12 protein-coding genes and 1 other RNA gene are annotated in these 14,643 nt (G+C 41.7%); 7 read left to right on the forward strand and 6 right to left on the reverse strand.

What is annotated here, in order from left to right; translation table 11 throughout:
- Positions 1 to 5: 5 nt before the first annotated feature.
- Both OU792_RS00495 and OU792_RS00500 read right to left on the reverse strand, forming a co-directional pair.
- A complete protein-coding gene (locus OU792_RS00495) occupies positions 6 to 1,364 on the reverse strand; it encodes a S8 family peptidase (RefSeq protein WP_274669186.1) in 1,359 nt (452 codons plus the stop codon).
- A 93-nt stretch (positions 1,365 to 1,457) separates the two neighbouring features.
- Entirely contained in the window at positions 1,458 to 2,342 is an 885-nt protein-coding gene (locus OU792_RS00500) for a PPK2 family polyphosphate kinase (protein WP_274669187.1), read from the reverse strand.
- A 103-nt stretch (positions 2,343 to 2,445) separates the two neighbouring features.
- Here OU792_RS00500 and OU792_RS00505 point away from each other — a divergent pair, with 103 nt between their 5' ends.
- Genes OU792_RS00505 through OU792_RS00515 form a run of 3 tightly spaced genes read left to right on the forward strand, consistent with a single transcriptional unit; the run spans position 2,446 to position 5,179 of the window.
- The gene (locus tag OU792_RS00505) at positions 2,446 to 3,591 is read left to right on the forward strand and encodes an acyltransferase family protein (RefSeq protein ID WP_274669188.1); all 1,146 of its coding nucleotides are present in this window, start codon (positions 2,446 to 2,448) and stop codon (positions 3,589 to 3,591) included.
- A gap of 37 nt (positions 3,592 to 3,628) precedes the next feature.
- Positions 3,629 to 4,621 (forward strand): endonuclease/exonuclease/phosphatase family protein, encoded by a 993-nt coding sequence (locus OU792_RS00510; protein ID WP_274669189.1) that lies wholly within the window; start codon positions 3,629 to 3,631, stop codon positions 4,619 to 4,621.
- Positions 4,622 to 4,624: 3 nt separating this feature from the next.
- On the forward strand, positions 4,625 to 5,179 hold the full coding sequence (locus OU792_RS00515; protein WP_274669190.1) for a DUF4287 domain-containing protein: 555 nt from the start codon (positions 4,625 to 4,627) through the stop codon (positions 5,177 to 5,179).
- Here OU792_RS00515 and OU792_RS00520 read toward each other — a convergent pair.
- Positions 5,161 to 5,751 (reverse strand): DUF3109 family protein, encoded by a 591-nt coding sequence (locus tag OU792_RS00520; RefSeq protein ID WP_026945010.1) that lies wholly within the window; start codon positions 5,749 to 5,751, stop codon positions 5,161 to 5,163. The genes OU792_RS00515 and OU792_RS00520 overlap by 19 nt on opposite strands.
- A gap of 303 nt (positions 5,752 to 6,054) precedes the next feature.
- On the opposite strand from OU792_RS00520, the gene rnpB reads away from it, so the two are divergent.
- Positions 6,055 to 6,484: RNase P RNA component class A (gene rnpB / locus OU792_RS00525), an RNA gene on the forward strand.
- Positions 6,485 to 6,501: 17 nt separating this feature from the next.
- Positions 6,502 to 7,659 carry a sigma-54-dependent transcriptional regulator gene (locus OU792_RS00530; RefSeq protein WP_024281826.1) on the forward strand — a complete coding sequence of 386 codons (1,158 nt, stop codon included), beginning with the start codon at positions 6,502 to 6,504 and terminating at the stop codon, positions 7,657 to 7,659.
- 184 nt (positions 7,660 to 7,843) lie between these two features.
- On the opposite strand, the gene OU792_RS00535 is transcribed toward OU792_RS00530, so the two are convergent.
- Positions 7,844 to 8,839 carry an acyl transferase gene (locus tag OU792_RS00535; RefSeq protein WP_134200878.1) on the reverse strand — a complete coding sequence of 332 codons (996 nt, stop codon included), beginning with the start codon at positions 8,837 to 8,839 and terminating at the stop codon, positions 7,844 to 7,846.
- A gap of 62 nt (positions 8,840 to 8,901) precedes the next feature.
- Here OU792_RS00535 and OU792_RS00540 point away from each other — a divergent pair, with 62 nt between their 5' ends.
- The gene (locus OU792_RS00540; RefSeq protein ID WP_100627820.1) at positions 8,902 to 9,576 is read left to right on the forward strand and encodes a hypothetical protein; all 675 of its coding nucleotides are present in this window, start codon (positions 8,902 to 8,904) and stop codon (positions 9,574 to 9,576) included.
- A gap of 49 nt (positions 9,577 to 9,625) precedes the next feature.
- Here the strand turns inward: OU792_RS00540 and OU792_RS00545 are convergent, their stop codons facing one another.
- Positions 9,626 to 12,040 (reverse strand): alpha-ketoacid dehydrogenase subunit alpha/beta, encoded by a 2,415-nt coding sequence (locus OU792_RS00545; protein ID WP_134200876.1) that lies wholly within the window; start codon positions 12,038 to 12,040, stop codon positions 9,626 to 9,628.
- 425 nt (positions 12,041 to 12,465) lie between these two features.
- Here OU792_RS00545 and ald point away from each other — a divergent pair, with 425 nt between their 5' ends.
- On the forward strand, positions 12,466 to 13,578 hold the full coding sequence (gene ald, locus OU792_RS00550; protein ID WP_274669191.1) for an alanine dehydrogenase: 1,113 nt from the start codon (positions 12,466 to 12,468) through the stop codon (positions 13,576 to 13,578).
- 62 nt (positions 13,579 to 13,640) lie between these two features.
- On the opposite strand, the gene OU792_RS00555 is transcribed toward ald, so the two are convergent.
- Positions 13,641 to 14,630, reverse strand: a complete 990-nt coding sequence (locus OU792_RS00555; protein WP_274669192.1) for an SH3 domain-containing protein — start codon at positions 14,628 to 14,630, stop codon at positions 13,641 to 13,643.
- Positions 14,631 to 14,643 lie beyond the last annotated feature (13 nt).

Genomic DNA, 14,643 nt, shown 5'->3' on the forward strand with positions numbered 1-14,643 from the left:
TAACACTACCTAACCTTCGCAATAGGATACGGTGGATTATTACCTGAAGCGTCCGGTCCCCTGAGCACTGTTCCCAAGGTATCAAAACTGCTTCCATGATACAATATTCCAGAGAAAATCGCCGCTGAAAAGGACGTACCCGATACCACTGCATAAGAAGACTTCGGCGCTGTGGTAAAAATGTATTCTCCCGGTTCGATGTAATCGATGGTAGGAATATTATAATTGGAAAAGAATGAAAATAACCGCTCATTCTGCCCATTAGTCGGATTATAATAATGACCGTAGGAGGCAATGGTATGAGCAAAAGTACTAGAAGAGATCAATCCTCCAGGAAGATTTCTGGTAGATAAATCAGCATCGTTGCCAGCAGACATGACAACGTGGATGTTCCTGTTTAGAATTCTATTAATCTTCCTTTCAAGTCTTGCTAATTTTCTTTGCACAGACGATTGATTAGCCATGGAATCATCAATTGAAAAACCTAGGCTTAAATTGGCAATATCCCCTGGCTTAGCTTTATTAGACACATGCTCCAGGGCATTAAATAATTTAGCAAAAGAAGAATTACCTCTTCCATTAAATATTTTTACGCTAACCATCCGGGCTCTTGGGAAAACCCCATTCATTCCATAATTGTCAGTCGAAGATGAAGACTTCGCACCGATAATCCCCGCTATCTGAGTTCCATGGCCATGCTTATCCAAAAATGGATTTTGTTTTGTTGTGTCTTTTCTTGAAAAATCCCTGGAAAGGTTAATATCCCTTTGTCTGAACCTTATATCCTGATGAGATGAGTCTATTCCCGAGTCAATTATCCATACCCTCGTTGTAGGAATTGGGGTAACGTCCTGTCCACCACCTATCTCTTCAATAAAAATACTAGTCTGAGCCGTCGCATCGTATCGCATTTGATCTTGCATCATGGGACGCCTGCCCTGTGGAATCAAAGCAGACTGCATCATGGGACGTCTTCCCTGTAAATTAATATCCACTTCCACCTCGAAATTTTGGACTGAAGCCTGCGATTGGAAGCTTTTGACCTGCCGATCTGTTAAATTTTGCAGATGAACTGAAATCTCGTCATAGACTCTTACATAAATATCATCCTGTGGAATATTCGGTTCAATGTCAATAATTATTTGGCGAATCGAATCTTCTAAGGAGGTTAAAACCTTTTCAAACTCAACTGAATCTAAATCCAATATCCCTTGTCTATCTGCTAAAGGAACAATCCCAGAATCTTCGTTGAAAACAATTTCATAACTGTTTTCTTCTAGTGTTTTAGATTCGACAAGCGCATTTTTTTCATCCTGGCAGGAAAAGCCCAAGAAAAGGACTGAAATCAAAATCAAGTTTCTCATTGTAATAAAAGTTTACCGGTTAAAAATCAAATCATTATATCTCCAATTTATCAAAAAAATTCAATAAATCACCAAATAAATCAATTGAAGATTTTAGGCTCCTGGTTTTGTTAACATAGCCCTGTATTCCATTATTTTAGCCTTGATTGCATCATCCAATTCAGGCTCTGCGATCCCTTCAAGTTTATCCATGGTCTCTTTGATCACCTTTGCGACTAAGACACGTGCTGTCTCCTTATTGTCAGCCGGAATCACATACCAAGGTGCATGTGGGAGAGACGTTTCTCGGATGGCTTCTCCATAGCAAAACTGGTATTTCTCCCATAGCCCTCGCTCTTTAAGATCCCCAGGAGAAAATTTCCAATTGTGTTTTTCATTTTCCAAGCGGCGAAGAAGCCTTTTTCGTTGCTCCTCTTTACTCAGATTCAAGAAAAACTTTAAAATAACCGTTCCATTCTGGACCACATGCTTTTCAAAATTCCGGATTTGCTCAAATCGCTTTGCCCAAAAATCATCGGTAATGTCCTCCACCTTTTCAATACCGGGAATATTTTCAGATAGAATATACTCTGGATGAACCCTTGTCACTAAGACATTTTCATAATGAGTACGATTGAATACTGCATATTTTCCACGTTCAGGAAGAGCCAAATAATGCCTCCAAAGGTAATCATGTCTTAATTCCTTTGATGAAGGCGTTTTGAAGCTATGAACAACTACTCCCCGCGGGTTAAATTCCTGGAACACCTCTCTGATTAGACTATCCTTTCCGGCTGTATCCATTCCCTGAAGACAGATGAGAACCCCATATTTTCCATGGGCATACATAGTATCCTGATGCTTGCTAAGATCTTCACGGAGATCATTCAGCTTCTTTTTCTTTTTAGCTTCGGAGGTTTCGAGATCTATAAAAGTCGGGTAGTTAGCTAATTGAAAATCAGACCCTGCCAGCAAATTTTTAATAGGAATATTCTTCATGGGCTTAAATAGAAGTAATAAAAGTTTGATTTTAAGTGAAAAACAAGATAATATTTTAACTTGGAATGAAAATCAATCAACCAAAAATTCGCCCAAAATCACTATGACTGAAATTCCTATTCGTACGGGTCTCGGACAGCGCTATTTAGCTTTGGATGTTCTACGTGGAATGACCATTGCTTTTATGATTATTGTAAATACTCCAGGCAGTTGGTCTCACCTCTATGCCCCTTTGGCTCATGCAGATTGGCATGGGTTTACTCCTACCGACTTAGTATTTCCAACATTTCTATTTGTGGTGGGAAATGCAATGAGTTTTTCTATGAAAAGACTCTCGGAAATGTCAAAGGGAGCTTTTTTCAGGAAAGTTGGCAAGCGAGCATTCTTAATTTTCCTGATTGGATGGCTGCTAAATGCCTTCCCTTTCTTCGATTACAATGAATCTGGGGGGATCGAATTTATCACGCTTACCGAAGTTCGATTCTTTGGCGTATTGCAGCGGATTGCACTTGCATATTTCTTCGCCGCCTTAATCCTTTATTTTGGAGGTATCCGAGGCGGGTGGATATATTCGATTGGGGCCTTGGTTTTGTATTGGCCCATTTTATACTTCTTTGGCGACCCAGCTGACCCTTATGGCCTTACCGGAAATGCAGCCATCAAACTAGATTTGGCAACCATCGGAGCAGATAGAATGTACATGGGTGAAGGCATCCCATTTGACCCTGAAGGGATTCTCAGTACCCTTACTTCCATTGTCAATGTCATCGCTGGCTATATAGTGGGCAAAATGATCCAAAAAAAGGGAAATACTCCTACTTCTGTCAGGACATTGCTAATCTTTGGAGTGATTTTGATCGCTGCCAGCTATGTATGGGATTTAGCCTTTCCTATCAATAAGAAGATCTGGACCAGCCCCTATGTTCTCTTAACAGTAGGATGGGATTTGATCCTTTTAGCGGGACTTATCTTTCTTATTGAAATCAAAAACAAGATTTCTTGGACCTATTTCTTCCAAGTTTTTGGAAGAAATCCACTCATACTCTATGTACTCTCAGGCGTGGTGATTTCTATCTTCAGTATGATTCCTGTCGGAGATAGTAGCCTGAAGGGTTTCATTTATGCAAATGCCTACACCAGTTGGCTAGGCCCAAAAAACGCTTCTTTTCTATTTGCAATTAGTTACATGCTTCTGATTTGGCTCATTGGATGGTGGATGGATCGACGTAAAATTTATATCAAGGTCTAAGTCAGGATCAGTTCAGATTTCATCAAACTCTTTTACCATGGACTATCAAATTGGAGTTTACAATATCTATTGGATGCGCGATCTTTTTGATAAGGATGGCAACCCCAAAACAAGCGGTGAAGAAAAGCTTCGAAGTGAATGGATCGCAGAAATCATTTTAGCCATGGACCCGGATTTTTTGGGAATCGTGGAAGGACCAAATACCTTGGTCAGCCAAACCAAAACTGCCAGTGCGCAATTGGAACTTTGGACGCAGGAGTTTTTGCCCGGAAGTAATTACAAAGGGGTGCATGGCTTTCCATCACCTGGCCAGCAAGAGCTCTGCGCAATCTATAAAGCCGATCGGTTAAAAGTTCTTTTTACTCCAGAAACAGCGGCAGGAAAGCGATTTGACGAGCCCTTTTTGATGGATACAACTGATCGCCTTATCAAAGAGCAGTATAAGCATTACCGACCTCCTTTAGAGTTGAGTATTTTAGACACCGATGATTCCTTTATATCGAGAGTGATCGTAGCACATACCAAGTCCAAAGGGATTTTCGATAAGGTGGACTTTGCCAGATACGAACAACTTTCCAAGCGGGATAGACTTCGACTTTTTGCAGAATGCATGCATATCCGAGAGCGCGTAGATGCTTATTTAGAAAAAGGTGAGCAAACCATGGTCATGGGAGACATCAATGATGGTTTTGAGCTGGATTTTTATGAAAATAAATTCAGCAAAAGCGCGGTAGAACTGCTAATGGGTGACCCTTGGATTCCGGAGTTTATTCTCAAACCTGTTCTTCCAAGACCTAAGCTGAATGCCTACGGCTGGAGCCCAAACTCCTCCAGATACCGGGATCGCATCACAGGAGATGAGTTTAACGTTTTAATTGATCATATTCTTGTCAGTCAAGGACTTCCTTTCAAGAATGGAAAGGTATGGAATCCATACACGGAGAAAGACGACCCTCTGATCCAGTCGGTCAAATTTCCCCTGATCAAAGCTTCTGATCATTTTCCGGTTTCATTTACTTTAACTCAATAAAAAATGGATGACCAAGTACAAACCATGATCGAGAATCTTCATAAAAACACAGGTAAAAGCCTGGAAGAGTGGATTGATCTGGTGAAAAAAGAAAAGCTTGAAAAACATGGCCAAATCGTCAAGTGGCTAAAGGAGACCCATAGTTTCACCCATGGATTTGCCAACTTGGTAGCCCATAAAACGCTTAAGTCTGATGCAGGTTCTGCTTCTGACCATGACGAACTGATCCATTCGCAATACAAAGGAAAGGAGCATTTTTTACCCGTCCTCAATAAGCTAAAAAATGAAATCAACCTATTTGGCAAAGATGTGGAGTTTATACCAAAGAAGGCTTATATCAGTGTCAAGCGAAAAAAGCAATTTGCTATGCTGATTCCGGCTACCAAGACAAGGTTTGATATCGGCATCAACCTAAAAGGACAAGAAGCCTCAGGTGTTTTGGCATTGGATACCAAAACGAGCGGGATGGTAAGTCATCGAATCGAATTACAATCGATTGAGGATCTTAGCTCAGAAGTAATTGATTGGCTCAAAAAGGCTTATGAATCAGCTGGTTGATTATCTCCTTCTCCCTCGATTTCCTTAATTAATTCCTCATACCAAAACTCCCCGTACTTCCTCACCAGTGCATCCTTAAGGAAACGGTAGAGGGGGACTTTTAAACTTTGGCCTAGCGTACAAGCAGGATCACAAATATGCCATCTATCATAATTCAAAGCATCGAACTGATCGTACTTCGTGACTCGGATTGGATAGAGGTGGCATGAAATGGGTTTTTTGAAGTCCGTTTTACCATCGAGATAAGCCTGCTCAATCCCACACTTCAGCACTCCGCGCTCGTCATAAATAGCATAAGCACACTCTCGATTATCACCGATGGTTGGTGTGCCCTTGTCTCCATCCTTATCTATCACCCAGGTACCTTGCTCCTCGATGACCCTGCGACCTTCATCCGTCAGATAGTCTTTGACTTGAGGATAAATCTTCTCCAGGATAGCTGTCTCTTCATCTTCCAGAGGTGCTCCTGCATCTCCCTCCACACAGCAGGCACCTTTGCATGCTTCAAGGTCACAGACAAAAAAATTCTCTTTGATATCGTCAGAAAGTACCGCGTTGCCTACAAGGATCATGATCTTTTTTTTTCAAAGGTAAGGAGCATACAGGAAAAGGCCTTCCGAATGGGTACAAAAAAGAACCGCTCCGTAAAGGAGCGGCTCAACCCAGCACTATGAAGAAAAGCTATTTTTAGCCTTTGATATAACAAACAGCCGTCAGATCAAAAGGTTTTTAGCTCAGATAAAATTTTTATGATTTTTTTTTAAAAAAGATTGAAAAGTCCATTTCAAAGCCCAGAATCAAGATAATTTATTGAAGAGAAAATTTCATTTTAAGTTTAGTAAGAATCAAATCATAGAATTTGGCGTTATTTGCTGTGTGCAAGTCGGTCTGTCGCCGATCTGTCCCGATTGATATCGGAATCAGAAAGGAGGAAAGTCCGGGCAACATAGAGCGCCATACTTCCTAACGGGAAGGGGGCCGACTGGTGACGGTCAGTCTACAGAAAGTGCCGCAGAAAATATACCGCCCCAACCATTATTGGAATGGGGTAAGGGTGAAAAGGTGGGGTAAGAGCCCACCGTCCCGATGGTGACATCGGGTGCATGGCAAACCTTATGGGTTGAAAGATCAAATAGGCCCCGGGCAAAGAGCTGCTCGTTCGATCTCTGCTTTGGCAGGGTTCCGGGGTGGGTAGATCGATGGACCCTGACCGTGAGGTCAGGGCTAGATAAATGGCAGACACTATTGAAAAGGATGAATTCCAAATCAAGAGTACAGAACCCGGCTTACAGACTTGCACATTTTCTTTTTATCTTCGCCCTATGTCAAAAATCCTGATCATCGATGACGAAAAAGTCATCAGAGCTACGCTACGAGAGATCCTCGAGTACGAAAAGTTTGAAGTATCCGAAGCCAGTGATGGCGAGGAAGGACTCAAAAAAATTCAGTCCGAAGACTTTGATCTGGTACTTTGCGATGTCAAAATGCCAAAAATGGATGGAATCGAAGTTCTTAGCCATGCCAAGGACTTGGATAAAGCTCCACAATTCATCATGATCTCCGCCCATGGAAGCATTGAGACAGCAGTCGAAGCGACTAAAAAAGGGGCCTTTGACTTTATTCCAAAACCACCCGATCTAAATCGGTTACTACTCACGGTGCGAAATGCGCTGGATAAAAAGAATTTGGTTACAGAGACGAAAGTTTTGAAAAAGAAGCTTTCGAAGAAATTTGATATGGTGGGTGAATCACCGGCCATTGTTCAAGTGAAGGAAACAATCGAAAAAGTAGCTCCGACCGAAGCCAGAGTTTTGATCACTGGACCAAATGGTACGGGAAAAGAATTGGTAGCCCATTGGCTTCATCAAAAAAGCAGTCGGGCGAAAGAACCTTTTGTCGCTGTAAATTGCGCGGCTATTCCTTCTGAACTGATCGAGTCCGAGCTTTTCGGCCATGAAAAAGGGGCATTTACCTCTGCTCACAAGCAACGAGCAGGTAAATTTGAGCAAGCGCAAGGGGGCACTTTATTCCTTGATGAGATTGGGGATATGTCTTTGTCAGCACAGTCAAAGGTCTTGCGTGCACTTCAGGAAAACCTCATCAATCGCGTAGGAAGCGATAAGGACATCAAGGTGGATGTTCGCGTTTTGGCAGCAACCAACAAAGACTTAAAAAAGGAAATCGAGGAGGGTAATTTCAGAGAAGATTTGTACCACCGCCTAAGCGTGATTGTGGTGCAGGTACCTGCGCTGAAAGATCGAGTGGACGATATTCCTTTACTCGTAGATAAGTTCCTTAATGATATCGCTCAAGAAAGCGGAGATGCAAAAAGAAAAATAAGCAAAGAAGCACTCGAGAAACTCAAAACTTATCCTTGGACAGGAAATATTCGAGAACTGCGTAATGTGGTAGAAAGACTCGTAATTCTAGGCGAGGACACAATCAGCCTCGAAGACATAAAAAAATATGCTGACTATTAAGGTCAGCATTTTTTTATCCGTTGGATTTTTCAACTACATCTGCTTTTGCATAAGCAGGACATGGCTTACTGGAGGCACATGCTCCCAAAGCTAGAATACCAATCAAGGTTACAATTGTGGCTAATCTTTTCATTAATCTGATAATTTTGAAATCAAATATGTTTAATTAATTCTTTTCTTACAATTACTGCACCAATAAATTACACCCACGGATTTCTGAATTGTCAATGCGACCAAGCACCTCCAGCATTCCGTCATTTCCAATCCTTCCCAAATCTTGCGTTTCAATAAATGCGCAGGAATGAAAATTTGCAAGATCAATTACATTAATCCCGCCTTGCGATCTACCTGACCAAGCAAAGGGATCATTTATATCTCGTATCATAACGCGCATGGTAGCCGGCATGTTATATTTTCCCTCACCTTTCGAATAGGCTTGAGACATTAATTCGGTCATCCCATATTCTGAATGGATCGCATCAAGCCGAAAAAATCGCTTTAGCCTATCATGAACTTCTTCCCGGATCATTTCCTTCCGGCGTCCCTTCATCCCCCCTGTCTCCATCACTATCAAATTCTCCATCTCCTCAAAATCCCTTCCCGAATCTGCCAAATCCAAAAGTGCAAATGTGACTCCGAGAAGTAAAACCTTTCTATTATCCGACCTCAGTACCTGAAGCTTTTGCATCAAATCCTCCTGATTATACAGGTAAAATCCAGAATGTACAGATTGGGATTTTTGGATAAAATGATCCGCCATCGCCACCAGACTACTTCCCTTTCGCTCTAAATATGCTGGTAACAAAGCCAAAACATGAAAATCCTCGATGGATCCATACTCCCTTTCAAAAAGCCTCATTGAGTGATCCAAGTACCACTTTTCGGACCAGAAATAATGCTTACTGGTAATCATTCCGGTGGTACCCGAACTGGAAAAGAAAGCTTCAAAATTGTCTAAATCCGCAGAAACCACTGGATGATCCTTAAAAAAACGGATTGGTAAAAAAGGAATATCCTCCACCTTATTGATATCAGATGGAATCACTCCAAGTGCATTGAGATACTTATTATAGATGGGATTTTGAATTGCCTGAAACTGAAAAATCTCTAATGCCAGACTTTCAAAGTCTTTAGGTACAAATTCTTTCAGCTTTTCCGAAAAACTTTTAAAATCCTGCATCGTTTTATAATTTGCATCAATTCGGAATGGAAAACCATTCTGCAACAAAATTAATTCGCCTCATGCGTTTACACAGAATATCGGGAGTTTTCTTTTTGGCTTTTTTAGCAGCCAGTTGCGTCAACCCTCCAGACAACTTTCCTTCCGTGCCTTCTATCAGTTTCGAATCTGTAGAATATGTCTCCACCGCAGGACCTGATTCCCTGATAGTTGGGATAGATTTTCAAGACGCCGAAGGTGATTTGGGTTTATCAGCCACAGATATCAATCCGCCTTTCAATGCATTAAATTATAAAAGAGATGCTGCGGGGAATTTGATCACTTATTCTAATCGGCCACCGGAAGCACCCACCTACAATCCAATTGATTGGGTGATTGATCCGATTGTCAATAACCAAACCGTGAAAGACACGATTTGGGTGGAGCAAAACCCCAATCAGTACAACATCTTTGTAAAATTCTTCATCAAGCGAAACGGTCAATTCACAGAGTTTAGATGGGAAGATCCTCCGTTTTTCACCACTTTCAATGGGCGATTCCCGCGAATCCTAACCTCAGAAGATGGACAAGCTGTAGAAGGAAATATTAAATACGCGATGCTTTCCTCAGGTTGGGAATCCATTTTCAGAAATGATACGGTAAGAATTGACGTACAGGTCCAGGATCGGCAGCTAAACAGAAGCAACGAAGTATCCACAAGCGAATTTACGCTAAGGCAAATCACTAGAAATCCATAAAAAAGGGAGGTTTTCAAATACCTCCCTTTTCTATTTGTATTCGTTGATTTTAGAACTTTGGAAACTTCTTGGGATTGACCTCATGCATAAGTAGGTAAACTTTCTCGATCACATCCTCTGTACTAGGCTTGGAGAAATAATCTCCATCGGAAGAGTAGGCAGGTCTATGAGCCTTGGCAGCAAGTGTCTGCGGCTCAGAATCCAAAAACTTAAACAGTTGTTGTTCTTCAATAGCCTGCTGTAGCATATACGCCGATGCTCCACCCGGTACATCTTCATCAGCAAAAATCACCCGGTTGGTCTTTTTGACAGACTCCCCAATGACTCCAAATCTATCAAATGGAATTAGGGTTTGTACATCGATCACTTCCACATCAATATCCATTTCGGATAATTCCTCAGCGGCTTCCAGTACGATTCGACACATGGAACCATAGGTCACTAAAGTAATATCCTTACCGGAACGTAAAACCTCTGGCTTGCCCATGGGAACCGTATATTCTCCTATATTTTCAGGCATTTTTTCCTTTAGTCTATATCCATTCAGACATTCGATCACAAGTGCCGGATCATCCGACTGCAGCAAGGTATTATACATGCCTGCAGCTTGAGTCATATCTTTAGGTACGCAAATAAGCATACCACGAAGAGCCGAAAGAATCATCCCCATCGGTGAGCCCGCATGCCATACACCTTCCAATCTATGACCTCTTGTTCTCACAATAAGTGGTGCCTTCTGACCTCCTTTGGTTCTGTATTGAAGGGAAGCCAAATCATCCGAAAGCATCTGAATTCCATATAGGAGATAGTCCAAATACTGAATTTCTGCTACTGGTTTTAGACCTCGCAAGGCAGCTCCAATTCCCTGTCCTACGATGGTACACTCTCTAATCCCCGTATCCGAGACACGAAGATCTCCATATTTAGCTTGCAGGCCTGCAAAAGCTTGATTGACGTCTCCGATCTTTCCGACGTCCTCTCCAAAGGCAAAAAACCTCGGATCATTTTCAAGTTTGTAATCAAAAAATGCCTGCAAAACCTCTCTACCATCCACAAAAGAAGAATCCTCAGAAAACTCAGGTAATCTTTCTGCCACTTTCAAGGCCGACCATTCTGATTGGGAGTAAAGATGACTGCTGTAACGGTCAAAATTCTTTTCTTGCTGCTGCTGATACCAAGTTTGCAACTTGTTCTTTGCTTCGCTTTGATCAAACCGAAGATTTAAAAGTGCCTTTCTAACCGTGGAGATTACATCTTTACGGATAGGATTGATTGTTTTTGATAGATCTTGTACTAATTGCTCCAAAACTACCTTTCGATTGCTAGTTTGGGCAGCATCACGAATCAAAGACACAGCTTCTTTTAGCTCCTCTTTGATTTCTCCTAAAAAGTCATTCCAGGCAGCTTCCTTCTCTTTTTTGACTTGCGCTTTTGCTTCCGCATCGATCTTATCCAATTCGTCGGCTGAGGCAAGTTCACGAGAAAGAATATATTCTCTGAACTGCTTGATACAATCCCATTCCTTTTCCCAATCCAATCGCTCTTTGGACTTGTATCGCTCATGGGAACCTGAGGTACTATGTCCTTGCGGCTGGGTCATTTCCTGCACATGAATGAGCACTGGAGCATGTTCTGATCGAGCGATATTACCAGCTTTCTGAAAAGCATTGAATAGAGCTTCATAATCCCATCCTTTTACCCGGATGATTTCAAAGCCTTTTTGCTCATCATTTCTCTGGAATCCTTCTAATACTTCAGAAATACTTCCTTTAGTAGTATGAAATTCTTGAGGAACCGATATTCCATACCCATCATCCCAAATGGCCGTAACCATTGGGACCTGCAGAACTCCGGCAGCATTGATGGATTCAAAAAACATCCCTTCAGAAGTAGAGGCATTACCTATAGTGCCCCATGCTACTTCATTACCATTGATCGAAAAATCCTTAAATCCTTTTAACCCTTTATTTTCTCGATACAATTTTGAAGCAAAAGCAAGTCCGAGAAGTTTTGGCATTTGAGCAGCAGTCGGGGAAATATCTGCCGCTGAATTATATCGGTCAGTGAGGGATTTCCAAGATCCGTCATCATTTAAAGAACGGGTAGCAAAGTGGCCATTCATCAATCGGCCCGCAGATGCAGGTTCAGCATCTACATTGGTGTGCGCATAGAGTTGAGCAAAATATTGCTGAACAGTCAACTCACCCAATGCGAACATAAAAGTTTGATCTCGATAATAACCGGCTCTAAAATCACCCTTTTGAAAAGCTCTAGCCATGGCAATCTGTGCAAGTTCTTTACCGTCTCCAAAGATTCCGAATTTAGCTTTCCCCATAAAGACTTCTTTTCTTCCCATAAGGGAAGCATGCCTACTAATGAGTGCGATTCGAAAATCATTTAAAACTGCCTCGCGGTCTGCAGTCGAATCTTGAGTCTTTTTTACACTTTTCTCTGCTGTTGCCATTCAATTATTAATCTAGAGTTACTTTGGGTTTTTAAGGTATTTTTCTCAATTACCAAAAATAACCAAATCGATCTGTTTTGCAAATATCTTTAGAATAAAATATCAATCAAAAATTTTGATAAAAGGATTTTAATACGATAAAAACAGAATTTTATTCTGAGTAATTGATTTTACTGATATAAAAATCTAAAAATGAAACCTTCATAATCTTTTATACTCACCTGTTTTTACCAATAATTATTCTCAGAATATTTCACTTCAAAAATTTAAATTTTGAAATTAAATCGATTCATAATTTTAAAAAAAGAATAAAATTCTGATTTCGAAGAATTTTCAAAATCAGACCAAATACTATTCTAAAAATTGCTCTCAAAAGCTTCCTCCTGATTATCTTTGCGCCTCTGTAAATCCAAATAAAACTAGCTATGATTATAGGCGTTCCCAAGGAAATCAAAAACAACGAGAACCGAGTAGCATTGACTCCTGCGGGAGCCAAGGAATTGGTCAAAAGAGGCCATACGGTCTATGTACAACACACAGCCGGAGAAGGCAGTGGCTTTTCTGACAGCGAATACGAAACTGCAGGAGCAAAAATACTCCCTACCATCGAGGCTACCTACGAGATTGCCGAGATGATCATCAAGGTAAAAGAGCCTATCGAGCCTGAGTATTCACTGATCAAAGAGGACCAACTTCTTTTCACTTATTTTCACTTTGCTTCGCATGAGCCTTTGACCAAGGCCATGGTAGATAGCAAGGCAGTTTGTCTTGCCTATGAAACAGTAGAAAAGTCTGACCGAAGTCTTCCACTATTAATCCCGATGTCAGAAGTGGCTGGTAGAATGTCTGTACAAAAAGGCGCCAACTACCTTGAAAAGCCATTGAAAGGACGAGGAATTCTTTTGGGTGGCGTACCAGGAGTACTTCCTGCAAAAGTCTTAATCCTAGGAGGCGGTATCGTGGGAACGCAAGCCGCATGGATGGCTGCTGGATTAGGAGCTGATGTGACTATCATGGACGTTTCACTTCAGAGAATGAGATATCTGGAAGACGTGATGCCTGCAAATGTCAATACCATGATGTCCAATGAATACAACATTCGCAAAATGATCAAATCTGCAGACTTGATCATCGGGGCAGTATTGATTCCAGGAGCAAAAGCTCCTCACCTGATCACTCGAGATATGCTGAAAGACATGAGACCTGGTACCGTACTTGTCGATGTAGCGGTAGATCAAGGTGGATGTATCGAGACGTGTAAGCCAACTACTCACGAGAACCCTACTTTCATCATTGATGATGTCGTACACTACTGTGTTGCAAATATGCCAGGGGCTGTACCTTATACTTCTACCCTAGCCTTGACCAACGCGACCCTACCTTATGCTATTCAACTAGCTGATAAGGGTTGGAAAAAAGCTGCTCAGGAAAATGCAGAATTAATCCCGGGACTGAATGTCATCAACGGAGATATTGTCTACAAAGCTGTAGCTGAGGCATTCGGAATGAACTACGTTCCGGTAGAAAAGTATCTTTAAGACAAACTAGACGGAATGAAAATCCCCGAAACTCAGGTCTCGGGGATTTTTTTATTTCCATTTCACGCTACAAAATCTAAATACTGTTTACTGAGCCATTTTTCTTCCAGTGCCAGCTTACACCAGCCTGACTTTTCCTCTGCTATAAAAACCTCCTCTGATTTGGGAAGGGTACCAACAATAGAGAAGTTTGTCCCCGGCCCACTTCTTACTCTCAAAACAGATGCATTGACAGTTCCTCGATCTACCGACTTAGTATATCGGCCATAAACCCAATGAGACTGACTCTTGGAAATTTTCAGCCATCCATTGGACTCATCGTAAATTCGCAAAACTGCCCCACGCTCCACGGGTGGTCTATCTGAGGCCTTCGAAGCACTTCCTTTAGGCGCAGTTCTCACATTCAAAATATTTGCAGTAACTACTGCATATTTCATACTTGGGGGAATTGGTGGTAAAGCACCCCCCGTAAGCTCTGCCTGTACCAAGGGAGCAAAATACTTTTGAAAATCTTCCACCTTATTTCCTCCAAAGAAATTGGTACCCGGACAAGATTTGGTAGAGCCACTACCATTTGTTCGCCTACCTGTACCCAATTCATACCAATGGTGATAAACGATACTGAAAGGATTGATTGGAAGATTGAATTTCCGACAAATGACTGCAGTAGCACGAATGATGGCATTGCGCTGTTCCAAGCGCATCTGATCACCTCCCTGATCAAAATCCCCCAAATGTTCAAAACAGATTGAATGCTGATTGGCACCATAAATACAGGCTGGAGTAGCTTCGAGCGATCTGCCAGTTAGGATAGTACCATCTGGGAAAATGGTGAAATGCTGACCGATATCACTCCATCCATTGGCCCCCACGTGATGATTTTTCATGGCGAGCTGCCGCTCAAAATGATTACTCCCATCGAAGTGATCATAATTAGGCACCCAGGTATGGTGCTGCTGTACAGTCAGGATGGTGCGGGCAATGTGTAAGGTATTCATCCATGCCTCAAACTCACCGATGGTCATTTTCAAAAATCCATACTTTGATTCCATAATGCTTTTGATT

The organism is Algoriphagus sp. NF (assembly GCF_028823735.1).
In the GTDB taxonomy this organism is placed as follows: Bacteria; Bacteroidota; Bacteroidia; order Cytophagales; family Cyclobacteriaceae; genus Algoriphagus; species Algoriphagus marincola.